The following is a 22,461-nucleotide window of genomic DNA, read 5'->3' on the forward strand; positions in this document are numbered from 1 at the left end:
CCCCCGCAAGGAGCGATAGCCTTGTGGCGTGATCAGCGCGATAGCTCGCGGGGGCATCGTCGCCCCTGCCCTGCGCCCGGTGTGCACGGACGACATCCGTGACCGGGCGGCGGTCGCTGGTCTTCGCGGGCGGGCCGGGTCACCGGAGGTGGCCGGGACGACGCGCACTCCCCGGACGGTGCTGCCGAGACCGGCATCACATGCGGCGGGCGCGTCGAGAATGGCTGATATGCCCCCGCTCCTCTCCCCTTGCGGCATAGCGTCGGACCAGACCGGACACCCCGCGTCTCGGCGTCACGTCGGAAGCCGGGAGACCGTACTTCCTTCTACGTCACGCAACGGCGCGCGACAGGAGCCAGAGGACAATGCAGACCAAGCTGGACGAAGCCAAGGCCGAGCTGCTCGAAAGGGCTGCCCGGGTAGCTGAGAACAGCCCGGTCGGGGGGCACCTACCGACTGGGACGACGGACGAGGGCACCCCGGGCACCCCGGACTACGCATCCGTGTTCGCGTTCCTCCGGCGTTACTACCGGCACACCGCCCCGGAGGACCTCACCGACCGCGACCCGGTCGACGTCTTCGGAGCGGCCGTCTCGCACTACCGGCTGGCGGAGAACCGCCCGCAGGGCACGGCCAACGTGCGGGTGCACACCCCGACGGTGGAGGAGAACGGCTGGACGTGCAGCCACTCCGTCGTCGAGGTCGTCACCGACGACATGCCCTTCCTCGTCGACTCCGTGACCAACGAGCTGACCCGGCAGGGACGCGGCATCCACGTCGTCGTCCACCCGCAGATCGTGGTGCGGCGCGATGTCGCCGGCAAGCTCGTCGAGGTGCTCGCCACCCCGCCCACCGACGACCTCCCGCACGACGCGCACATCGAGTCCTGGATCCACGTCGAGATCGACCGTGAGACCGACCGCGGTGACCTGAAGCAGATCACTGCCGACCTGCTGCGCGTGCTGTCCGACGTCCGCGAGACCGTCGAGGACTGGACCAAGATGCGGGAGGCGGCCGTCCGTATCGCGGAGGAGCTGCCCGCCGAGCCCGCCCCCGGCGACCTGCGCCCGCAGGAGGTCGAGGAGGCCCGCGAGCTGCTGCGCTGGCTGGCCGACGACCACTTCACCTTCCTCGGTTACCGGGAGTATCAGCTGCGTGGCGACGACTCGCTCGCCGCCGTCCCCGGCACCGGTCTCGGCATCCTGCGCGCCGACCCGCACCACGCCGGTGAGGACAGCCACCCCGTCAGCCCGTCCTTCGAGCGGCTGCCCGCCGATGCCCGTGCCAAGGCACGCGAGCACCGGCTGCTGGTGCTGACCAAGGCCAACAGCCGGGCGACCGTGCACCGGCCGTCGTACCTGGACTACATCGGCGTCAAGAAGTTCGACGAGAACGGCAACGTCGTCGGTGAGCGGCGCTTCCTCGGCCTGTTCTCCTCCGCCGCCTACACCGAGTCCGTCCGCCGGGTGCCGGTCATCCGGCGCAAGGTGGAGGAGGTGCTGGAGCAGGCCGGCTTCTCGCCCCACAGCCACGACGGGCGGGACCTGCTGCAGATCCTGGAGACGTACCCGCGCGACGAGCTGTTCCAGACGCCGGTGGACGAGCTGCAGGCCATCGTGACCTCCGTCCTCTACCTCCAGGAGCGGCGGCGGCTCCGTCTCTACCTGCGCCAGGACGAGTACGGGCGCTACTACTCGGCGCTCGTCTACCTCCCGCGGGACCGCTACACCACCGGTGTCCGGCTGCGGATCATCGACATCCTGAAGGAGGAGCTCGGCGGCACCAGCGTCGACTTCACGGCCTGGAACACCGAGTCGATCCTGTCCCGGCTGCACTTCGTCGTCCGGGTCCCGCAGGGCACCGAGCTGCCGCAGCTGTCCGACGCCGACAAGGAGCGCATCGAGGCCCGCCTGGTCGAGGCCGCCCGCTCCTGGTCCGACGGGTTCGCCGAGGCGCTCAACGCCGAGGTGGGCGAGGAGCGGTCCGCGGAGCTGCTGCGCCAGTACGGGGACGCCTTCCCCGAGGGCTACAAGGCCGACCACGGGCCGCGCTCCGCGGTCGCCGACCTCGGCCACCTCGAGCGGCTCGACGAGGACCGGACGTTCGCGCTGAGCCTGTACGAGCCGGTGGGCGCCGCGCCCGAGGAGCGCCGTTTCAAGATCTACCAGAAGGGCGGCTCGGTCTCCCTGTCCGCCGTGCTGCCGGTGCTCAGCCGGCTCGGCGTCGAGGTCACCGACGAGCGGCCGTACGAGCTGCGCTGCTCCGACCGTACGACGGCCTGGATCTACGACTTCGGCCTGCGCATGCCCAGGTCGGCCACCGGCAACGGCGACCACCTGGTCGGCGACGCCCGCGAGCGGTTCCAGGACGCCTTCGCCGCGACCTGGACCGGCAAGGCGGAGAACGACGGCTTCAACGCCCTCGTGCTCAGCGCCGGGCTGACCTGGCGGCAGGCGATGGTGCTGCGCGCGTACGCCAAGTACCTGCGGCAGGCGGGCTCGACGTTCAGCCAGGACTACATGGAGGACACCCTCCGCAACAACGTCCACACCACGCGCCTCCTCGTCTCCCTGTTCGAGGCGCGGATGTCGCCGGACCGGCAGCGCGCCGGACGGGAGATCGTCGACGCCCTGCTCGAAGAGGTCGACGCGGCTCTCGACCAGGTCGCGAGCCTCGACGAGGACCGCATCCTGCGTTCCTTCCTCACGGTCATCAAGGCGACGCTGCGGACCAACTTCTTCCAGGAGGCGAGCGGCGGCAGGCCGCACGACTACGTCTCCATGAAGTTCGACCCGCAGGCCATCCCCGACCTGCCGGCGCCGCGTCCGGCGTTCGAGATCTGGGTGTACTCGCCGCGCGTCGAAGGCGTGCACCTGCGCTTCGGCAAGGTCGCGCGCGGCGGCCTGCGCTGGTCGGACCGCCGGGAGGACTTCCGCACGGAGATCCTCGGCCTGGTCAAGGCGCAGATGGTGAAGAACACCGTCATCGTGCCGGTCGGCGCCAAGGGCGGCTTCGTCGCCAAGCAGCTCCCCGACCCGAGCGTCGACCGCGACGCCTGGATGGCCGAGGGCATCGCCAGCTACAAGACGTTCATCTCGGCGCTGCTCGACATCACCGACAACATGGTGGCCGGCGAGGTCGTGCCGCCGGCGGACGTCGTCCGGCACGACGAGGACGACACCTACCTCGTCGTCGCCGCCGACAAGGGCACCGCGACCTTCTCCGACATCGCCAACGAGGTCGCCCAGAAGTACAACTTCTGGCTCGGCGACGCCTTCGCCTCCGGCGGCTCGGCCGGTTACGACCACAAGGGCATGGGCATCACCGCCCGCGGTGCCTGGGAGTCCGTCAAGCGGCACTTCCGGGAGCTGGGCGTGGACACCCAGAGCCAGGACTTCACGGTCGTCGGCATCGGCGACATGTCCGGTGACGTGTTCGGCAACGGCATGCTGCTCAGCGAGCACATCCGCCTGGTCGCCGCCTTCGACCACCGGCACATCTTCATCGACCCGACCCCCGACGCGGCCACCTCCTACGCCGAGCGCCGCCGCCTGTTCGAGCTGCCGCGCTCCTCGTGGGCCGACTACGACACCGGGCTGCTGTCGGCCGGCGGCGGGGTCTTCCCGCGCACGGCCAAGGCGATCCCGGTCAACGCGCACATCCGGGAGGCCCTCGGCATCGAGGAGAAGGTCTCCAAGATGACCCCGGCCGACCTGATGAAGGCGATCCTGAAGTCGCCGGTGGACCTGCTGTGGAACGGCGGCATCGGCACGTACGTCAAGGCGTCCACCGAGTCCAACGCCGACGTCGGCGACAAGGCCAACGACGCCATCCGCGTCGACGGCGCCGACCTCCGGGTCAAGGTCGTCGGCGAGGGCGGCAACCTGGGTCTGACCCAGCTCGGCCGGATCGAGTTCGCCCGCCACGGCGGCAAGATCAACACGGACGCCATCGACAACAGCGCGGGCGTGGACACCTCCGACCACGAGGTGAACATCAAGATCCTGCTCAACGGTCTGGTCGCGGACGGCGACATGACCGTCAAGCAGCGCAACAAGCTGCTCGCGCAGATGACCGACGAGGTCGGCGCGCTGGTCCTGCGCAACAACTACGCGCAGAACACGGCGATCGCCAACGCGCTGGCCCAGTCCAAGGACATGCTCCACGCCCAGCAGCGCTTCATGCGCCACCTGGTCCGTGAGGGCCACCTCAACAGGGCCCTGGAGTTCCTGCCCACCGACCGCCAGATCCGCGAGCGGCTCGGCGCCGGCCACGGCCTGACCGGCCCGGAGACGGCCGTGCTGCTGGCCTACACGAAGATCACGGTCGCCGAGGAGCTGCTGCAGACGTCGCTGCCCGACGACCCGTACCTGCGCGGGCTGCTGCACGCCTACTTCCCGACGGCGCTGCGCGAGCAGTTCCTGGACCGGATCGACGGCCACCCGCTGCGCCGCGAGATCACCACGACGGTGCTGGTCAACGACACGGTCAACACGGGCGGTACGACGTACCTGCACCGCCTGCGCGAGGAGACCGGCGCGTCGCTGGAGGAGATCGTGCGGGCGCAGACCGCGGCCCGGGCGATCTTCCGCTCCTCTCCGGTGTGGGACGCGGTGGAGGCCCTGGACAACAAGGTCGACGCCGCCGTCCAGACCCGGATCCGGCTGCACTCGCGCCGCCTGGTCGAGCGCGGCACGCGCTGGCTGCTCAACAACCGGCCGCAGCCGCTCCAGCTGGCCGAGACGGTGGAGTTCTTCGCCGACCGGGTCGAGCAGGTGTGGTCGCAGCTGCCGAAGCTGCTGCGCGGCGCGGACGCGGAGTGGTACCAGCACATCCACGACGAGCTGACCGGTGCCGGGGTCCCGGAGGAGCTGGCCACCCGAGTGGCCGGGTTCTCCTCCGCCTTCCCGACGCTCGACATCGTCTCGGTGGCCGACCGCATGGGCAAGGAGCCGCTGGACGTCGCCGAGGTCTACTACGACCTCGCCGACCGGCTGACCATCACCCAGCTGATGGACCGCATCAGCGACCTGCCCCGCACCGACCGCTGGCAGTCCATGGCCCGCGCGGCGATCCGCGAGGACCTGTACGCGGCGCACGCGGCGCTCACGGCCGACGTCCTGGCGGCGGGCAACGGCAGCTCGACGCCGGAGCAGCGCTTCGAGGTCTGGGACCAGAAGAACGCGGCGATCCTCGGCCGGGCGCGTACGACGCTGGAGGAGATCCAGAGTTCGGAGTCCTTCGACCTCGCCAACCTGTCGGTGGCGATGCGGACGATGCGGACGCTGCTGCGGACGCACTCGTGACGTCGTGACGTTCCGAACGCCGTAGCCGCGTGAGGTGCCCCGGGTCGTGACGGCCCGGGGCACCTTGCTGTTCGGACATACCGGGCGATGGAGCGTCTTTAGTGGGACATTCCGGATAAAGTGACCGGGTGACTGGGCGTTCCGGAGCGACGCGCGACACGCTGCCGGGCGGGGCGGCCGTACCCCGGGCGGTCGCCGGACTCGTCCTCCTGCTGCTGCTCCTGGTGGTCGTCCGGCTGCCGTGGGCCGGTGACCTCGGCATACACGCGGCCACCGTCGAACGCCTGCGGCACAGCCTCCTCGACCCCGGCAACCCGCTGGTCGACGCGGACACGCCGAGCCCGTACTACTCGCCGTGGATGCTGCTGCTCGGCTGCGTCGCGCGGGTGACGGGCTTCTCGGTCTTCGTCGTGCTGAGGATCGGGGCGCTGGTGGCGCTGGGGCTGCTGGTGACCGGCGTGTGGCGGTACGTCCGCACGCTGAGCGCCCATCGGGCCGCGCCCGCGTCGGCCCTGCTCTGCCTGGTGCTGCTGTGGGGCACGGTCCCGTTCAACTGGAGCGGCCTCCTCGGCCTCAACTCGCTCGCGCTGACGGTGGCGTACCCGAGCGTGTTCGCCCTCGCTCTCGCCTTCCACCTCTGGGCGTGGCTGGCGCGTGCGGCGCGCGGCGGACCGGCCGGGTGGCGCACGTGGCTCGCGCTCGGGGGGCTGTGGGCGGCGATCCTGCTGTGCCACCAGTTCTCCGGGGTCGTCGCCTCGCTGGGCGCCCTCGCCACGGTGCTCGGGGCGCGGTGCGGACGGGCCGTGTGGGGACGGACGGCCGCGGGGGTCGCGCTCGGGGTGGTCGTGTTGTGGATCTGGCCGTACTACGACTTCTTCGCGCTGCTCGGTGCCCAGGACGGGCTGGAGTCCGTGCACCGGCCCCTGTACCGGGAGCTGCCCGGGCGGCTCTGGCTGGTGCTGCTGGGGGTCGCGGCGCTGGTGCCGCGGTGGCTGCGTGACCGGCGGGATCCGCTCGTGCTGTTCTTCGTGCTGGGGGCGCTGGTGTTCGCGGCGGGCGGGATGACCGGGCACTGGTCGTGGGGGCGGGTACTGCCCGCCGTGGTGATCCCGGCGCAGCTCGCGGTGGCGCTCGAGGTGGCGGGGGCGGTGGAGTCCCGGGGGCGGCGGGTGGTGCGGGCCGGCTGGGTGTGCGCGCTGGCCGGGGCGCTGGCGCTGGGGGCGTGGACGCAGGCGGGGACGCTGGGGTACGTCGTCGAGCGCGGGGTGCTGCCGCAGGCGGTCGCGGCCAGGTACCGGGCGCCTTGGGCGGGGTACCACTGGATCACGCCGTGGGTCGGGTACGGGGACGTCGTCATGGCGCGGAGGCTTCCGTCGCGGCAGATTCCGGCGTACGGGGCGTACACCGTGGCTCCCGGGTATCCCGACTTCTTCCTGGCGGACGAGGGGGCTCGCGAGGCGGCGGTGCGGCGGTTCTTCGCGGAGGGGACGAGGGCGGGGGAGCGGCAGGGGATCGTGCGGGAGTACGGGGTGCGGTGGGTGGTGGACCGGGGGGAGGAGCTGCGGGGGGCCGAGGGGTTGCGTGAGGTGGCTCGGGGGCCGGGTGGGCAGGTGTTGTACGCGGTGGTGGGGTGAGTGGGGGTGCTGCTGCGGCGAGTGGTCGCCGGTGGCACCGGCGCCGGGGTTGCGGCTGAGTGGGCGCGCGGCCCGGCGCTGCGGGGTGCCGCCTGCGCCCACCCGTGCCGCCCCAGCGGCACGACCGCCCGCAGGCTGCGGCGTGGGTGCCCACGGGCTGCGGTGTGGCTGCCCACGGGCTGCGGTGTGGCTGCCCACGCCCACGGGCTGCGTGCGGTGCGGGCAGCGCGGCACGACTGCCCGCAGGCTGCGGCGTGGCTGCCCACGGGCTGCGGTGTGGCTGCCCACGGGCTGCGGTGGCTGCCCACGCCCACGGGCTGCGTGCGGTGCGGGCAGCGCGGCACGACTGTCCGCAGGCTTCGCCCACCTGTGCCGCCCCAGCGGCACGGCTGCCCGCAGGCTGCGGCGTGGCTAGCGCAGGATGCCTGCTGCCAGGCGGGCCGCTCGCCTCACGCGGGGTGTGGCGAGGCGGCGGGCGAGGGGGCGCAGTACCCGGGCCGTCGCCCCCAGCGGTTGCCAGCGGATCTGGAGGCGGTCGGGGTTGTGGCCCTCCGGTTCGACGGTGACGCGGTGCGGGGCGGTGCCGGCGCGGTAGGGAACGCGGGCGGTGAGGCGAGGGAAGGACACGGGGGCCAGCAACAGGCCGGTGTGCGTCCGGCCCTGGTGACGGAGGCGGAGCACGGGATGGCGTACGCCCTCGAAGCCGTGGACGGGGAGGCGGGCGGCGGCCAGGTCCAGGTGGACGCGGCCCTCGAAGACGCCGGGCCGGACCGGGGACAGGCGGAAGGGCACGGTGAGACGGCGTCGGCCCGGGGTCAGGAGCAGGGTCGCCCGCTGGGGACCGACCGGGAGGCGCAGGGCCGGGTCGTAGGTGCGCACGGTCAGGTCGATCGAGGCGCCGGGGCCCGGCGTGATCTCGGTGATCTCGTGGCGGAGCAGGGCGCTGAAGAACGGACGGGTGTCCAGCTCCAGGTCGGTGACGTCGAGTTCGCCGCGGGCGGGACCGGCGGCGGGGATCCGGTCGCCCCAGTACGTGCGGGCCTCGGCGTCCGTCGTCACCTGACGCGGCGCCACACCGTGGCCGAGGCCGCGCGCCGCCGTGCGGACGTCGGACAGGCGGCGGTCGCGGACCAGCTGGATCACGACCCGCTCGTCGCGCGGCAGCCGGGCGAAGGCGCCCGGGGACAGCGTGTCGAGGTACGGGTTCACGATGTCCGCGAAGGAGGCGAGCCACTCGTCGTCACGGTGGGGCAGGTCGCCCGCGTACATGCGGAAGTCGTGCTTGAGGAACTTGTAGTCCTTGTCCTCGCGCAGCGACTCGTGCCCGCTCTCGGCCAGGAAGGCGTCGATGAGGCCCTGGACGTGGACACGGTCGCGGACGTTGGTCAGCTTGTGCCGCTGGTTGGAGATGGACGCCGTGTCCGAGGCGGCGTACGGCGCCACGTACCAGCGGTAGACCGGATCCGGGACGATGGTGAAGGTCTTCGCCAGGCAGTACGCCTGCGCCGAGAACAACTGGTCCTCGTAGTGGATGCCCTCGGGGAAGCGCAGGTCGTGCCGGTCGAGGAAGGCGCGGGCGTACATCTTGCTGGTCGCGAGGTGCTCGAAGAACAGCCGCGGGTCGGCCTCGACGCCGTCCAGGGTGCGGCGCTCGCGCACGAGGTGCGGCATCCACGTGGAGCGGCGTCCGCTGTCCACGCGTATCCGCTGCACCGCGCCCATCGCGAAGTCGATGTCGCGTTCGCGGTGGGCGGCGAGCAGCACCTCGACGGCGTTCTCGGGGAGTTCGTCGTCGCTGTCCAGGAACATCAGGTACGGGGCCCGCGCCACCTCCAGGGCCCGGTTGCGCGGTGCGCTGCAGCCGCCGCTGTTCTCGTCCAGGCGGAGGTACACGATCCGGGGGTCCTGTGCCGCCAGCAGCCGGGCGACGGCCGGGGTGTCGTCCGTGGAGTGGTCGTCGCTGATGACGATCTCGACGTCGGCGTGGGTCTGGCGGCGGACGGAGGCCACGGCGCGGGGGAGGCGCTCGGCGTCGTTGTAGACGATGACCGTGACGGTGACGTCGGGGGTGTTCATGACGAGGTGGCCTCCTCGGGGCTCGGGGCCGGCGTGCGCTCCTCGATCGGGAGCACCGGCGGCAGCGACTGCTCGTCCTCGCCGAGGAAGACCCGGCGTACGACGCGCTCGGCGGCGCGTCCGTCGTCGTACTCGCAGAACCGGCGCCGGAAGGCGGCCCGCGCCTTGGTCGCGCGCTCGTCGCGCCACGCGTCCGTGGTGAGGATCTCCGTCAGTTCCTGCTGGTCGCGGGCGACCGGGCCGGGTGCCTCGGCCATCAGGTCGAAGTAGACGCCGCGGGTGGTGCGGTAGGTCTCCCAGTCGTCGGCGTGGACGACGATGGGCCGGTCGAGGTTGGCGTAGTCGAACATGATCGACGAGTAGTCGGTGACCAGGGCGTCGGCGGCGAGGCACAGGTCCTCGACCGGGTCGTAGGCGGAGACGTCGAGGATCCGGCCGGTGCGGCGCAGGCCGGTCAGGGGAGAGACGGCGCCCTCGTAGAAGTAGTGGCCGCGCACCAGCAGGATCGTTTCCTCGCCGAGGTGGTCGGCGAGGGCGGCGAGGTCGAGGCGCGGGGTCCAGCCGGCCTCGTAGTCACGGTGGGTCGGTGCGTACAGGACGGCCCTGCGGTCCGGATCGATGCCGAGCCGGGCACGGGCGGCCCGGACGGCGTCGGCGCCGGCCGTGTAGTAGACGTCGTTGCGCGGATAACCGTGGTCGAGGGAGACGTAGTGGGAGGGGTACGCCCGCTGCCACATCCGGGTGGAGTGGCTGTTGGCGGAGACGCTGTAGTCCCACTTGTCGACGCGCTCCAGCAGGGCGCCGAAGTCCAGCCCCCGGGCGGCGGCCGGGTACGGCATCTGGTCCAGGCCCATGCGTTTGAGCGGGGTGCCGTGGTGGGTCTGGACGTGGACCGCGTCCGGGCGCTTGACCACCGCACCCGGGAAGTTGACGTTGTTGACCAGGTACGCGGCGCTCGCCAGCACCTCCCAGTAGCGGCGGGTGCCCGGGACGACGTGGTCGGTGCCGGGCGGCAGCAGGGCCGCGTTGTCCGCGGTCACCACCCACACCGGGCGGATCCACGGGGCGAGTTCCGCGAGCTTGGCGGCGATCGCGGCGGGGTTGCAGGCCACGCCCCGGTCCCAGTACGCCGAGAACACCGCGAGGCCGGGATCGACCGGCCGGCTCAGCGCCCGGCGGTAACGGTGGTCGCGGAGCTTGACGCCCACCCGCCGCCCCTGGGTCCTGACGGCCTTGCGCACCGTGCGGCGCGTGCGGTTGGCGGCCTGCAGGGCGCGGTACTTGGCGTAGGCCCCCTCCTCGAGCAGCGACCGGCGCACGCCTTCGAGGCCGGCCGGGTGCCGGTGGCCCTCGGGGCGCCGGCGCAGTGCGGCCAGGGAGGCCCGCCGGAAGAATTCCCGCGCGACCTCCTCCGGCATCCCGGCACGGGCGAAGGTGCGCAGGCAGTCGCGGACCATGAGGTCGTACAGCACGGCGTGGACCGCCGGCCGGTCGCGGGCGAGGCCGAGGAGGGTCTCCCAGCCGTCGACGAGGGCGTAGCGCTGTTCCGGGGTGGCCGGTGGCAGGCTCTCGGGGCGCAGCCGGCGGTCCTCGTGGGCCGGGTGGGGCAGACAGGCCACGCGGTCGGCGAGCAGCAGGGCCGCGCGGGCGGTGAACGGCTCGTCGTCCGCGCTGAGGTACCGCTCGTGGGACCGCCAGAAGTCGGTGCGCACGACGCGGTTGCCCAGCAGCGGCGTCAGTTTCAGCAGTGACGCGTGGTCGTCGAGCGCGAGGTCGGCGCTGCCCGCGCGGGCGAGGAGGGGGCCGTCGGCGGAGGGCAGGCCGGTGGCACGCCAGGTGCTGCGGACGTGGTCGAACAGCAGGACGTCCACCGTGTCGGGGAGGTCGGCGGTGTGCTCGGCGAGCGTGCGCGGGGCACCGGCCGGCAGCCCGTCCTTGGCGTGCACGAAGTGCAGCCAGCGGCCCTTTGCCCGTGCCGCCCCCGCCGCCCGTGCCGCGGCGTCGCCCGTGCCGTCCGGCAGCGACAGGACCTGGAACGCGGGGGTGTGCCGGGCGGCCGTCTCCCCGGCCCAGTCGCCGACCGCGGCGACGACCACCTCGGTGCCGGTGAGGGGGTGGGCGGCCAGGGAGTCGAGGAGTCCCGTCAGGTGGTCCTGGACGTTCGGACCGTGGACGACGACGCTGAGTTCCGGTGTCTCGGGCATCGCGGGACTCCTTCGCCTTCGTCGCTCTCGGCGCACCTTTCCGGTCATATTGGCACCAAAACGACAGGAGGGTTAACCGCAGTTGCGCCTCACGAGGGAAGGGGCGCCTTCGCCTTGGGCTCGGGCTTGGGCGCGGGCTTCGGCTTCGGTGCCGGCCGGGCGGCCTTGTCCGGACCGCCGGTGAACTTCTCGTACTCCCTGAGGACCTCCTCCGTCGGTCCGTCCATGCGCAGCTCGCCGCGCTCCAGCCACAGCACCCGGTCGCAGGTGTCGCGGATCGACTTGTTGCTGTGGCTGACCAGGAACACCGTGCCCGCGTGCTTGCGCAGCTCCCGGATGCGCTCCTCGGAGCGCTTCTGGAAGGAGCGGTCGCCGGTGGCCAGGGCCTCGTCGACGAGGAGGACGTCGTGGTCCTTGGCGGCGGCGATGGAGAAGCGCAGCCGGGCCGCCATGCCGGACGAGTACGTGCGCATCGGCAGCGTGATGAAGTCGCCCTTGTCGTTGATGCCGGAGAAGTCGACGATCTCCTGGTAGCGCGCCTTGATCTGCGCCCGGGACATGCCCATGGCCAGGCCGCCGAGGTGGACGTTGCGCTCGCCGGTGAGGTCGTTCATCAGGGCGGCGTTGACGCCGAGCAGGGAGGGCTGGCCGTCCGTGTAGATGTGGCCGTTCTCCACCGGGAGCAGGCCGGCGACCGCCTTGAGCAGGGTCGACTTGCCCGAGCCGTTGGTGCCGATCAGGCCGATGGCCTCGCCGCGGTACGCCACGAAGGACACGTTCTTCACGGCGTGCACCCGGCGTACGCCCGCCGCCTTCTCGGCCTTCTTCCCGCGCAGGATGCGGTTGAGGGCGGCGGTCGCCGAGCCGCGTCCGGCGCCGGTGCCGTTGACCCGGTAGACGATGTCGACGCCGTCGGCGACGACGGTGGGGACCCGCTCGTCCGTCGGGTTGGTGTTGTCAGCCACGGCCGTACGTCTCCTCAGCCTTCCAGAAGTAGATGAAGCCGCCGATCCCGGCGACCAGGGCCCAGCCCACGGCCATCGCCCACACGTGGTCCGGCAGCATGCCGCCGCCGAAGCTGTCGATCAGGGCGAAGCGCATCAGGTCGATGTAGACGACGGCCGGGTTGACCTGGAGGAGGGGACCGACCCACGACGGCAGGCCGCTGTCGGGCCCGGTCATGTGGTGGATGCTGAACATCACGCCCGAGCCGTACATCCAGGTGCGCAGCAGGAACGGCATCAGCTGCGCCATGTCGGGGATCTTGGAGCCCACCCGGGCCATGACCAGCGACACGCCGGCGTTGAACACGAACTGCAGGACGAGGGCCGGGACCGCCAGCACCCAGGACGCGGCGGGCGGCACGCCGAAGGCGAGCAGGATCACGACCAGGGCGGCCATCGAGAACATCAGCTGCTGCAGCTGCTGGAGGCAGAAGGAGACCGGCAGCGCGGCCCGCGGGAAGTGCAGGGCCCGCACGAGGCCGAGGTTGCCGGAGATGGCTCGGGTGCCCGCCATGATCGAGCTCTGCGTGAACGTCCACACGAACACGCCGGTGACCAGGAACGGGACGTAGTCCTCCACGCCCCGCTTGGTGTTCATCAGCACGCCGAAGATGAAGTAGTACACCGCCGCGTTCAGCAACGGCGTCATCACCTGCCACACCTGGCCCAGCTTGGCCTGGCTGTACTGGGCGGTGAGCTTGGCGGTGGCGAAGGCGCCGATGAAGTGCCGGCGCGCCCACAACTGGCGGACGTAGTCGGGCAGGGAGGGACGGGCGCCGCTGACCGAGAGGCCGTGGCGGGCGGCGAGGGCCGCGAGGTCGTCTTCGCCGGCGGCCGGGGCCGAAGTCGTCGGGGGCGGTGTGTGGAGGACCTGGCTCACATCCGCTGCTTTCGCTCGGGGGAGGGGGGTGGCGCCGGAGGGGTGGCGCCCGGACGCCCGGCGTTTCCCTGTGTGACTCCGCACGTTCACTTACGTCGGGACGGCACCGTATCGTCGCAACGTGAGACTAGGCCGTTCCGACGTCGGAACGCAACCGTTTCGTCGTGACGCCCTATGCTTGGCTCGCATGACGACCAACGCCGACGAGCCGCAGCCGCGCCCGCGCCGCCGGGCCCCCGCCGGGGCGGCCGTGCTCCGCGAGGACGTGACGGAAGCCATCCGTGCGGCCGTCTTCGAGGAACTCGCGGCCGTCGGCTACGCGCGGATGTCCATCGAGGGCATCGCGCGCCGTGCGGGCGTCGGCAAGACGGCCGTGTACCGGCGCTGGCGCTCCAAGCTGCACCTGGTGCTCGACATCGTCTCGGCGCTCGCCGTGCAGGGCCTGCCCGCGCCCGACACCGGCTCCCTTCAGGGCGACCTGCGGCTGCTGTACGAGGTGACCTCCCGCGCCCTGCGCCACCCCGTGGCCTCGCAGATCATCCCCGACCTGCAGGCGGAGGCCGCCCGCAATCCCGACATCGCCGAGGCCATGCAGAAGGCCCTGCGGGAGGGCCAGGACGGCGTCGCCAGCAGGATCCTGGCCGCGGCGGCGGAACGCGGCGAGGTCCGCGCCGGCCTCGACACCGACCTCGCCCTGGACCTGATCTCCGGCCCGCTCTACTGGCGCTCGGTGGTGATCCGCAGCCCGAAGCTGCCCAAGGGCTACCTGGACGCGCTGGCACGGGCCACGGCGGAGGGACTGAAGGCGCTGTGACGCCGGACCGACCTCACCGGGCGGCTGACGCTCAGCCGCACAGCCGCCCGGCGAGACCGGCCAGGTCACCGGCGCGCAGCACCCGCCCGCCGAATCCCGGCAGCGGTACGTGCAGCGGCCCGGTCCAGCGCTCGGGCACCGCCGCGATGCCGTACACGGCTCCGGCCAGCCCGCCGGTGACGGCGGCCACCGTGTCGGTGTCGCCGCCGAGGTCGATCGCGGCGCGCACGGCGTCCTCGTAGGAGGAGGTCGTGCGCAGTGCCCAGACGGCGGAGCCGAGGCAGGGCCAGACGGCCCCGTTGAACTCGGTCGCCAGGTCGGGGTGCCAGTCGGCGGCGAGGACGGCGGCGTAGCGCCCGCGGTGGTCCGGGTGGAGCGCGTCGAGGGTGCCGGGGACGGCGGCGAGGGGGTCGCCGCCGGACAGGGCGACGCGCACCAGCTCGTGGAAGACGGCCGTGCCCTCCCAGGCCGCCCGGTCGCCGTGGGTCAGCGCGGCGAGGCGTCGGGCGGCGTCCATGGTGGCGTCCCGGCCCCGGCTCGCGAAGTGGACGGCGGCCGGCGCCGCCCGCATCAGGGCGCCGTTGCCCGCACCCCGCCCGTTGACCTGGAAGTGCAGTGCGGCGGCCGTGTCCCAGGGGTCGCCGGAGCCGAGCACGGCCTCCGTCTGGAGACCGATGTCCTTCGGGCCGGCGGCGGCCCAGCGCCGGAACCGCCGGAAGACGTCCCGAGGGTCGAGCCGCCCGCACTCCAGCAGGGACTCCGCGATCAGGACCGCCATCTGCGTGTCGTCGGTGGCCTCGCCGGGGTCCCAGCCGCCGCCCCCGCACATCTCGCCGCCCCGCCCCGGCTCCGGGAAACGGGCGGAGAAGGCACCCTCCGGACCGAACTCGAAGGGCGCGCCCAGGGCGTCGCCGACGGCGGATCCCACGACGGCACCGAGGGCGCGCTCGGCACGGGACGGGGGCGTGGGGACGGGAGCGGTCATCCGCGCAGCGTACGGCGTCCCCGGCGGTCCGGGCCGGGGAACGGGCGGTGCTGTGAACGCAGGCGAGCGGGGCCGGGTGCGCCCGGCCGGCGGAGGCGGCGGGGCGCACCCTTCGGGGGAGGCGGCGACCGACGACGGCCGCCGCCGGGGCAACCTCACGCCGAGAGGATCCGCCGCGGAGGCCCGCGTCTGCCGTCACACGGTGCGGCGGACGCGGGGCCGGCCGCGGGCACGGCGCAGCTCAGTCGCGGGCCGCCCCCGGATGCAGTCGGACCCAGCCCGCCCACGCCGACGTGATCATGTCCTGGACGTCGTACTTGGCCTTCCAGCCCAGTTCGACGGCGGCGCGGTCCGCCGAGGCGACGACACGGGCCGGGTCGCCGGGGCGGCGCGGGGTGACCGTCGGCGGGCGGTCGTAACCGGTGAGGGCGTTGATGCGGTCGATCATCTCCCGGACGGAGACGCCCTCACCGCGGCCGATGTTCAGGGTGAGGTCGCGGCCCGGGGACGCCTGGAGCGCGCGGGCCGCCGCCACGTGGGCCTCCGCCAGGTCCACCACGTGGATGTAGTCGCGGACGCAGGTGCCGTCCGGGGTGTCGTAGTCGTCGCCGAAGATGCGCGGGGCCGCGTTCTCGGTCAGCTTCTCGAAGACCATCGGGACGAGGTTGTACACGCCGGTGTCCGCGAGCTCGGGGCTGCCCGCGCCCGCCACGTTGAAGTAGCGCAGCGACGCCGTGGACAGGCCCGAGGCCCGGCCGGTCGCCCTGACCAGCCACTCACCGGCGAGCTTGGTCTCGCCGTACGGCGACAGGGGCGCGCACGGCGTCTCCTCCGTCACCAGCTCGACGTCCGGCATGCCGTACACGGCCGCGGAGGACGAGAACACGAACGACGGCACCTCCTCCGCCGTCACCGCCTCCAGCAGGACGCGCAGGCCCTCGACGTTCTCCCGGTAGTAGTGCAGCGGCAGGTCCACGGACTCGCCGACCTGCTTCTTCGCCGCGAGGTGCACGACACCGGTGACGTCGTGGTCGGCGAGGGCACGTGCGACCCGTTCGCCGTCCAGGACCGAGCCCACCACCAGGGGCACGCCGTCGGGCACGCGCTCGGCGATGCCGGTGGACAGGTCGTCGTACACCACCGCCTGCTCGCCCGCCTCGGTCATCGCCCGTACGACATGCGATCCGATGTAGCCGGCGCCGCCGGTGATCAGCCAGGTCATGTGCGGCCGTCCCCTCGTCAGTGGCCCCTCGGTGCTTCGGAGCCCCGGTGACCATGGTCCCTCATCCGGCTCAGTGAATCAGGCGCCGGACCCTGCCGCGTACCACCGCCCATGCTCCTCGCGCGCCGGGCGCCAGCCGCAGCGCCAGTGCGCCGGAGTGCGTGGCGTACGGCTGCGCGAGCAGGACGCCGTGCCGGGCGCTCGGCAGAGCGCGGCGGCGCAGCAGTCCCGGGCCCGCGTACGCGTGCGCCGTGACCTCGCGGCTCGCGCCGTCCCGGAAGCGCACGCGCAGGTGCAGGTCCCAGGTGCCGGCGCCGAGTGCGGCCATGCCCGCCAGGTCCACGTCCGCCTCGGCCGACCAGGCCCCGCCGGTCGTCACCGGGACGAGCGCGGCGGTGCGGCACGCCTGCGCGCGCCCGTCCTCCCGCCGCCGCCACTCGGCCCGCACCGACTCCGGTCCGGCCTCGGCCAGCCGGCCGTACAACTCGTGCAGGCGCAGCCGCAGGCGGGTGCCGCGCGTGCGTGGCCGCAGCGCCGCGTCGACGGCCAGCGGAAGGGCGTGCACGGGCCGGGTCAGCAGCGGCTCCAGGGTGACCCCGGGCAGGTCGGCCGACCAGACGGGCGTGCCGTCGGCGGCGCGGGCGTACGGCGGGCCGAGACGCGCCGGGCGGGCCGCCAGCTCCCGCAGCCGGGGCAGGTCGCGCGGCTCCGGGGAGGCCAGCACGACCCTGCCGAGGAGCCGGCCCGGCGCGCCCGGGTCGCGGGCCCAGTCGGCGGCGTCGTACTCCGCGAGGTACGCCCGCGTGTGCGCCCACCACGCACGCCGGTAGTGCGCGTCCCGCAGCCCCAGCTCGCGCACGTACATCCGCAGCTCGTGGTCCAGGAACTTGTCCCGCGCCGCCCGCGCCGCCTCCTTCTGCCCGGCACCCAGCAGGGTGTCGTGGGCGAGCCGGCACGCCTCGGTGCGCGCCCGCCAGTTGTCGATGCCGGCCCGGTCCAGCGAGATCGACAGCCGCTCGGCGGACCGGCGCACGTGCCACACGTAGACCCGGTCCGGGACGAGGGCGATGCGCGGGCCGGCGGCCAGGACGCGCGCGGTGAAGACGATGTCCTCGTAGGGGAAGCGTCCCTCGGGGAACCGGATGCCGTGGTCGCGCAGGAAGCCGGTGCGGTAGAGCTTGCCGACGCACAGCGTGTCGTGGACCAGCCGGGGGAGCAGCGCGGGGTGCTCGACGGCCGTGCGCGTCGCGTGGAGCGACGCCTCCCACGGCACCTCGCGCCCCGAGGGCAGCTCACGGCGCACGCACAACCCGCTCGCGACCTGCGCGCCCTCCTCGGCCGCCGCCGTCAGCAGCGCCTGTGCCGCGCCCGGCGGCAGTACGTCGTCGCTGTCCAGGAACATCACGTACGGCGAGGTCACCGCGTCCAGGCCGGCGTTGCGCGGGGTGCCGCAGCCGCCGCTGTTGGCGGGGCGCCGGACCAGCGTCAGGCGCGGCTCCGACGCGGCCAGGCGGGCGAGCAGTTCCGCACTGCCGTCCGTCGAGCAGTCGTCGACGGCGACGACCTCGCGGACGGCCGGCCCCTGCGCCAGCGCCGAGCCGACGGCGTCCAAGACGTGTGCGGAGTCGTCGTACCCGATGACGACGATGCCGACCTGCGCGGCCTGGGGGAGGTGAGGACTCATCACGGCGGATCGTAAGCCGTACGAATGCCATATGGGTGCGGTTACGCGCAAATCAGCCCTTAAGGGATGCTGAACCCACAAAATCAGGGCCGTGGTGAGCGGGAACGCGGGGCAGAGCGGCCGGACGCACGCCGTGGCCGTGGCGGTTCCCACGGCCGTCATGCTCGCGATCGGGCTGTGGGGAGTGAACCGCGGCGGCATGTGGCGCGACGAGGCGGTCACCTTCCAGGTCGCGCGGCGCACGGTGCCGCAGATCTGGCGGCTGCTGCACGGCGTGGACGCGGTGCACGGCCTGTACTACCTGCTCATGCACGCCGTCCTCGCCGTCGACCCCGTGCCCGGCGAGGTCGTCCTCCGGCTGCCGTCGGTGTGCGGCGCCGCGGCGACCGCGGGTCTGGTCGCTGCGCTCGGCGCGCGGCTGGCCCGGCCGCGGGTCGGGCTGTGGGCCGGCCTGCTCTACGCGGTCACGCCGATGGCCGGTCACTACGCCCAGGAGGGCCGCTCCTACGCGCTGGTCGCGGCCGGTGCGGCGGGGGCGACGCTGCTGCTGGTGCGGCTGCTGGACGGGGCCGCCCGTGCCTGGTGGCCCTACGGCCTCGTGGTCGCCGTGACCTGTCTGCTGCACGAGCTGGCGGTGCTGGTGCTGTGCGCGCACGCGGTGACGCTGGCGCTGGCCCGGGCGGGGCGGGCGGTGTGGTGGCGCTGGTGCCGGGCGGTGGGCGCGGTGGGGGTGGTCCTGGCGCCGCTGGTGATCGTCTCGCAGGGTCAGGCGGCGCAGGTGGGGTGGCTGCCGGTGCCCGGCTGGGGGAGCGCCGAGCGGGTGCTGCGGAGCTTTGCGGCGGGGCCCACGGGGCCGGTGTTCTGGGGGTGCGTGGTGCTTGTGCTCCTCGGGCTGGGCCGCCGGCGGCTGTCCGTGGTCGCGGGGCCGTTGATGGTGGTGCCGCCCGCGGTGCTGATGGGCGTCTCGCAGGTGCGGCCGGTCTACGACGACCGGTATGTGCTGTACGCGCTGGCGGGGGCGCCGTTGCTGGTGGCGGTCGGCGGGGACCGGCTGGCGGGCGTGATGGGGCGCGGGCTCCGGTGGCCCGGTGGCCGGCGTGTGCCGCGCGTCCGCCCCGTCGCCCTCGCCGGGGTCGCCGCCGTCGCCGTGGCCTTCCTCCAGCACCTGCCCCTGCACCGCGTCGACCGCACGCCCGCGACTCGCGCCGACAACCTCGCCGGCGTCTCCGTCCTCGCCGCACGCGAGATCCGCGCCGGTGACCCGGTGCTGTTCCTGCCGTCCATCGCGCGGCGCGCGGCGCTGGCGTATCCGGCCGCCTTCGCGGGGGCGCGGGACCTGGCGCTGCGGGAGTCCGGACCCCGGTCCGGCACGCTGTACGGCCGCGAGGCCGGGCCGGTCGAGCTGCGGCGCAGGCTGGCGGGCGCGGACCGGGTGTGGGTCGTCGTGGAGCCGTACGCCCTGGGCGGGGGCGGGCGTCCGTCCGACGCGTCCGACCGGGTCAAGCTCGCGGTCGTGCAGGAGCACTTCGCCCTCCGCGAGGAGCACACACGCCCCGGCGCCAACGCCGGCGCCACCCTCCGGCTCTACGTCCGCGTCCGCGCGGCGGAGTCCGGGCCATGCCGCTGACGCGGGTGGGGGGTGCCCGGCGGCCGCGCGGTGTGGGACGTCGACTTTCTCAGTGCCGCCCGGGTGCCTCGCGATCGCACGCTCGGCCCCCGCTCGCGGCGTGGGCGAGCACCCGGGTCCGGCCAGGACGGCGTTCGCACTGGATGCCGTGGGACCCGCCCTCCGGCCGGGCCATGCCGTTGACGCGGGTGGGGGGTGCCCGGCGGCCGTGCGGTGTGGGACGTCGACTCTCCCGGTGCCGCCCGGGTGCCTCGCGATCGCACGCTCGGCCCCCGCTCGCGGCGTGGGCGAGCACCCGGGTCCGGCCAGGACGGCGTTCGCACTGGATGCCGTGGGACCCGCCCCCCGGCCGGACGGCGCGACGGCGCCGACGGCCCTAGTCCCGCCCGGCCGTCTCCGTCAGGTCCGCCCCGTCCAGCGCCGTGGTGAGCCGTTCGAGCCGGGAGCGCAGGTCCTGGAGCTCGGCGAGGTCGAAGCCGGTCGCGGTGGCTATCCGGCGCGGCACCTCGACGGCCCGCTCGCGCAGCGCGGTGCCCTCCTCGGTCAGCCGCACCTGCACCGACCGCTCGTCGCGCGCGCTGCGCTCCCGCCGGACCAGGCCGGCCGCCTCCAGCCGCTTGAGCAGCGGCGACAGGGTGCCGGAGTCGAGGCGCAGATGCTCGCCGAGCTTCTTCACGGGCAGCTCGCCGTGCTCCCAGAGCACCAGCATCACCAGGTACTGCGGGTAGGTGAGGCCGAGGTCCTTGAGGATCACGCGGTAGACACCGCCGAAGGCGCGGGAAGCGGCGTTGAGGGAGAAGCAGATCTGCTGGTCGAGGCGGAGCCAGTCCGCTGCGGGCAAGGTCATGCCCCCAGGGTAGCGTTTGTCCGCCATTTAGTTGTGCACAACTTAGTTGTGTGCTCTACTTGTGATCACAGGGCGGCCCCGGTCGCCACGACACGACCCTGATGAGAGGGATGGTCTTCCATGGACGCGCTCTACACCGCCGCCGCCACCGCCACCCACGGCCGCGACGGCCGTGCCGTCAGCTCCGACGGCAAGCTGGACCTCGCGCTCGCCGCCCCGGTGGAGATGGGCGGCAACGGGCAGGGCACCAACCCGGAGCAGCTCTTCGCCGCCGGGTACGCCGCCTGCTTCGGCAGCGCCCTCGGTCTCGTCGGCCGGCAGGCGAAGGTCGACGTCAGTGACGCCGCGGTGACCGCCGAGGTCGGCCTCGGCAAGCAGGGCGAGGGCTACGGGCTCGCCGTGACCCTCCGGGTCGAGCTGCCCGAGGGCGTGGACGAGGCGACCGGCCGCAAGCTGGTCGAGCAGGCCCACCAGGTCTGCCCCTACTCCAACGCCACCCGCGGCAACATCCCGGTCGAGCTGGTCGTCGAGTAACACCCCGTACCCCTCAGCCGACCCGCGCCAGCACCTCGCCCGTCCGCTCGCTCCACGCCACCACCACGGCCTCCTCGGGCACCGGATGCCAGCGCGTCAGCAGCAGCCAGCGCACGTGGTAGCGGCGGACGACGGCGGCGCGCTCGGCGCGGGTCGAGCCGGGGGCGAGGTAGGCCTCGACGTCGGCCACGCGCCGTCTGCGCTCCCGCTCGTCCAGGGACGGGTCCGGCCAGGCGGGCGCGGCGAGGTTCGGCCCGTAGCCGGCGATCGAGTGGCCGGCGTAGTAGCCGTCGCTGATCACCACCTCGCCGGGCCCGATGTGCCGCGCCGCCCATGCGTACGTCGGCCACCTCGGCGGCTGCTCGAAGCCGACCGGGTCCAGCGCCCGCGGCACGACCGCCCCGGCATGGACCGTGAGGAACCCCAGCAGGGCCCCCGCGGTCGCCGTCCGGCCCAGCGCCCGCCGCCACCGCCGCCACGGCCGGGGCGCCGCCAGCTCCACCGCCAGCGCGAACTGCAACGGCACCAGCGTGAGCCCCAGGATGCGGCCGTAGGTGTAGTGGCCGCTGACCCAGCCGTACGCCACCACCGCACAGTCCAGCGCGAACATCAGCACCAACGGGTCGCGCGCCGAGCGGCGCCGGCGCAGCCACAGCGCCGGCAGCCCGAGCAGCGCCAGCCAGAACTCCCCGGGCAGACGCAGGTACAGGACGCGGTGCATCCCGTCCACGCTGTCGTCCCCGACCAGCGCGAACACGTCGAAGTACGGCCACAGGGCCGCCGCCGCCAGTGCCGTCGTGGCGGTCAGTGCCCAGCGGCCGGCGACCGCCCGCCGCCACCCCCGCTGCCACCCGGCGACCAGCGCCACCGCCCCCAGCACCGCCGCCACCGACGTGATCGGATGGACCAGCAGGATCAGGCCGTAGAGGACGCCCAGCCCCGCGTACCCGGCGAATCCGCGCAGCCCGCTCGGGCCCACGTACCGCACCCGGCGGGTGTCCCGTGCCCGCGCCCCGGTCAGCGCCCAGGCCCAGAAGGTGAGCCCGATCGCGAACGCCGACGGGTAGCCGAGGTTGCCCGTCATCGACATCAGCCCGAGGTAACCACTCCACCAGGCCCGCTCGGTGCCCCACAGCAGGGTCATCGCGCCCAGGGCCAGTACCGGTGCCCACGGCCGGGGCGTCAGCACCCGCACGAAGGCGCCGAGGCCCGTCAGCAGCACCAGCAGGTTCAGCGGCCCGGAGAGCCGCACCACCTCCCAGCCGCCCAGCCCCGTCAGCCGGGCGGACACCCCCTGCGCCAGGGCGTACGGCGAGTAGTAGGCGCTGCCCGCGCCCGGCAGGTCGGCCATCGGATGGCGCGGACGGAGGAGGTCGTCCTTCAGGCGCTCGACGACCGCCGCGTGCTGACCCGCGTCGCAGCACAGGGGAACCGCCCAGTGCGCCAGGAGCATCAGCAGCCAGAACAGGAAGCCGAAGACCTGGAACGGGGTGGGGCGCCAGAAGCGGCCGCCGCGCAGCGCCGTCGCGCCGCGCACGGACCGCCGGACGAGGACTCCGGCGCTCACGGGAGGATCGAAGAGGGGGGCATTCGGGACATTTGCCGTATGTTCCCGTCGGGGTCAACGGCGTGACCTCATCTCAC

Annotated in this window: 14 protein-coding genes; 5 read left to right on the forward strand and 9 right to left on the reverse strand. The window is 73.5% G+C overall.

Features of this window, described 5'->3' with window-relative positions:
* Window positions 1–365: 365 nt before the first annotated feature.
* Together IE260_RS04195 and IE260_RS04200 are read left to right on the forward strand one after the other, a co-directional pair.
* Window positions 366–5,306 (forward strand): NAD-glutamate dehydrogenase, encoded by a 4,941-nt coding sequence (locus tag IE260_RS04195; RefSeq protein WP_189869091.1) that lies wholly within the window; start codon window positions 366–368, stop codon window positions 5,304–5,306.
* Between the two features lie 128 nt (window positions 5,307–5,434).
* Entirely contained in the window at window positions 5,435–6,940 is a 1,506-nt protein-coding gene (locus IE260_RS04200) for a putative glycosyltransferase family protein (RefSeq protein ID WP_373303310.1), read from the forward strand.
* A gap of 411 nt (window positions 6,941–7,351) precedes the next feature.
* Here IE260_RS04200 and IE260_RS04205 read toward each other — a convergent pair whose 3' ends face one another.
* From IE260_RS04205 to IE260_RS04220, 4 genes are all read right to left on the reverse strand, one after another.
* On the reverse strand, window positions 7,352–9,016 hold the full coding sequence (locus IE260_RS04205; protein ID WP_189869092.1) for a glycosyltransferase family 2 protein: 1,665 nt from the start codon (window positions 9,014–9,016) through the stop codon (window positions 7,352–7,354).
* Window positions 9,013–11,220: a CDP-glycerol glycerophosphotransferase family protein gene (locus IE260_RS04210; RefSeq protein WP_189869093.1), complete on the reverse strand. Its 2,208-nt coding sequence runs from the start codon at window positions 11,218–11,220 to the stop codon at window positions 9,013–9,015. The genes IE260_RS04205 and IE260_RS04210 overlap by 4 nt, the downstream gene beginning before the upstream one ends.
* Before the next feature lie 89 nt (window positions 11,221–11,309).
* Window positions 11,310–12,185: an ABC transporter ATP-binding protein gene (locus tag IE260_RS04215; RefSeq protein WP_189869094.1), complete on the reverse strand. Its 876-nt coding sequence runs from the start codon at window positions 12,183–12,185 to the stop codon at window positions 11,310–11,312.
* Window positions 12,178–13,104: an ABC transporter permease gene (locus IE260_RS04220; RefSeq protein WP_189869095.1), complete on the reverse strand. Its 927-nt coding sequence runs from the start codon at window positions 13,102–13,104 to the stop codon at window positions 12,178–12,180. The genes IE260_RS04215 and IE260_RS04220 overlap by 8 nt, the downstream gene beginning before the upstream one ends.
* Before the next feature lie 187 nt (window positions 13,105–13,291).
* Here IE260_RS04220 and IE260_RS04225 point away from each other — a divergent pair, with 187 nt between their 5' ends.
* A complete protein-coding gene (locus tag IE260_RS04225) occupies window positions 13,292–13,918 on the forward strand; it encodes a TetR/AcrR family transcriptional regulator (protein ID WP_189869096.1) in 627 nt (208 codons plus the stop codon).
* Window positions 13,919–13,949: 31 nt separating this feature from the next.
* Here the strand turns inward: IE260_RS04225 and IE260_RS04230 are convergent, their stop codons facing one another.
* From IE260_RS04230 to IE260_RS04240, 3 genes are all read right to left on the reverse strand, one after another.
* Window positions 13,950–14,903, reverse strand: coding sequence for an ADP-ribosylglycohydrolase family protein (locus tag IE260_RS04230; RefSeq protein WP_189869097.1), 954 nt, complete (start codon window positions 14,901–14,903; stop codon window positions 13,950–13,952).
* A gap of 241 nt (window positions 14,904–15,144) precedes the next feature.
* Window positions 15,145–16,125, reverse strand: coding sequence for a UDP-glucose 4-epimerase GalE (gene galE, locus IE260_RS04235; RefSeq protein WP_189869098.1), 981 nt, complete (start codon window positions 16,123–16,125; stop codon window positions 15,145–15,147).
* A gap of 70 nt (window positions 16,126–16,195) precedes the next feature.
* Window positions 16,196–17,809, reverse strand: a complete 1,614-nt coding sequence (locus tag IE260_RS04240; RefSeq protein WP_189869099.1) for a glycosyltransferase family A protein — start codon at window positions 17,807–17,809, stop codon at window positions 16,196–16,198.
* A 160-nt stretch (window positions 17,810–17,969) separates the two neighbouring features.
* Between IE260_RS04240 and IE260_RS04245 the strand changes: the two genes are divergently transcribed.
* A complete protein-coding gene (locus IE260_RS04245) occupies window positions 17,970–19,436 on the forward strand; it encodes a glycosyltransferase family 39 protein (RefSeq protein ID WP_189869407.1) in 1,467 nt (488 codons plus the stop codon).
* Between the two features lie 376 nt (window positions 19,437–19,812).
* Here IE260_RS04245 and IE260_RS04250 read toward each other — a convergent pair whose 3' ends face one another.
* The gene (locus IE260_RS04250; RefSeq protein WP_189869100.1) at window positions 19,813–20,283 is read right to left on the reverse strand and encodes a MarR family winged helix-turn-helix transcriptional regulator; all 471 of its coding nucleotides are present in this window, start codon (window positions 20,281–20,283) and stop codon (window positions 19,813–19,815) included.
* Between the two features lie 120 nt (window positions 20,284–20,403).
* Between IE260_RS04250 and IE260_RS04255 the strand changes: the two genes are divergently transcribed.
* The gene (locus IE260_RS04255) at window positions 20,404–20,817 is read left to right on the forward strand and encodes an organic hydroperoxide resistance protein (RefSeq protein ID WP_189869101.1); all 414 of its coding nucleotides are present in this window, start codon (window positions 20,404–20,406) and stop codon (window positions 20,815–20,817) included.
* Between the two features lie 13 nt (window positions 20,818–20,830).
* Here IE260_RS04255 and IE260_RS04260 read toward each other — a convergent pair whose 3' ends face one another.
* On the reverse strand, window positions 20,831–22,384 hold the full coding sequence (locus IE260_RS04260; RefSeq protein ID WP_189869102.1) for a hypothetical protein: 1,554 nt from the start codon (window positions 22,382–22,384) through the stop codon (window positions 20,831–20,833).
* Window positions 22,385–22,461 lie beyond the last annotated feature (77 nt).

Source organism: Streptomyces viridiviolaceus (assembly GCF_014650995.1).
Taxonomy (GTDB): Bacteria; Actinomycetota; Actinomycetes; order Streptomycetales; family Streptomycetaceae; genus Streptomyces; species Streptomyces viridiviolaceus.

Bases quoted from the DNA above. Each gene is read 5' to 3' on its own strand.
- IE260_RS04250 (WP_189869100.1), bottom strand. From the start codon at position 20,283: ATGACCTTGCCCGCAGCGGACTGGCTCCGCCTCGACCAGCAGATCTGC.
- IE260_RS04205 (WP_189869092.1), bottom strand. From the start codon at position 9,016: ATGAACACCCCCGACGTCACCGTCACGGTCATCGTCTACAACGACGCC.
- IE260_RS04195 (WP_189869091.1), top strand. From the start codon at position 366: ATGCAGACCAAGCTGGACGAAGCCAAGGCCGAGCTGCTCGAAAGGGCT.
- IE260_RS04210 (WP_189869093.1), bottom strand. From the start codon at position 11,220: ATGCCCGAGACACCGGAACTCAGCGTCGTCGTCCACGGTCCGAACGTC.
- IE260_RS04230 (WP_189869097.1), bottom strand. From the start codon at position 14,903: ATGACCGCTCCCGTCCCCACGCCCCCGTCCCGTGCCGAGCGCGCCCTC.
- galE (WP_189869098.1), bottom strand. From the start codon at position 16,125: ATGACCTGGCTGATCACCGGCGGCGCCGGCTACATCGGATCGCATGTC.
- IE260_RS04245 (WP_189869407.1), top strand. From the start codon at position 17,970: ATGCTCGCGATCGGGCTGTGGGGAGTGAACCGCGGCGGCATGTGGCGC.
- IE260_RS04240 (WP_189869099.1), bottom strand. From the start codon at position 17,809: ATGAGTCCTCACCTCCCCCAGGCCGCGCAGGTCGGCATCGTCGTCATC.
- IE260_RS04225 (WP_189869096.1), top strand. From the start codon at position 13,292: ATGACGACCAACGCCGACGAGCCGCAGCCGCGCCCGCGCCGCCGGGCC.
- IE260_RS04255 (WP_189869101.1), top strand. From the start codon at position 20,404: ATGGACGCGCTCTACACCGCCGCCGCCACCGCCACCCACGGCCGCGAC.